General features: G+C 58.4%; 1 protein-coding gene. It reads left to right on the forward strand.

Annotated elements, in window-relative coordinates:
• The coding region (locus RGM3321_RS00075) for an IS66 family transposase (RefSeq protein ID WP_244391000.1) at positions 1–375 on the forward strand (375 nt) is incomplete at both ends.

The following is a 375-nucleotide window of genomic DNA, read 5'->3' on the forward strand; positions in this document are numbered from 1 at the left end:
CCCGAGTCCAGGTACTAAAAGAGCCGGATCGTGACCCGACCAGCCAATCCTGGATGTGGGTACAGGCCAGCGGCCCACCAGACCGAAAAGTCGTCCTGTTCGACTACACCACCAGCCGTGCGCAGGAGGTGCCGCTGTGCCTGCTGGAGAGTTATCGGGGCTACGTGATGACTGACGATTACGCGGGCTATAACGCTTTGGCGTTGCAACCGGGTGTGGAACGTCTGGCGTGCATGGCCCATGTACGGCGCAAGTTCGTGGAGGCAAAGAAAGTGCAGCCTCAAGGCAAAACGGGCCGCGCTGATGTTGCACTGGCATGCATTAACAAACTGTATGGCATCGAGCGTGAACTCAAGGATGTCAGCGATGAGCAGC

Source organism: Pseudomonas sp. RGM 3321 (genome assembly GCF_022836805.1).
GTDB lineage: Bacteria > Pseudomonadota > Gammaproteobacteria > Pseudomonadales > Pseudomonadaceae > Aquipseudomonas.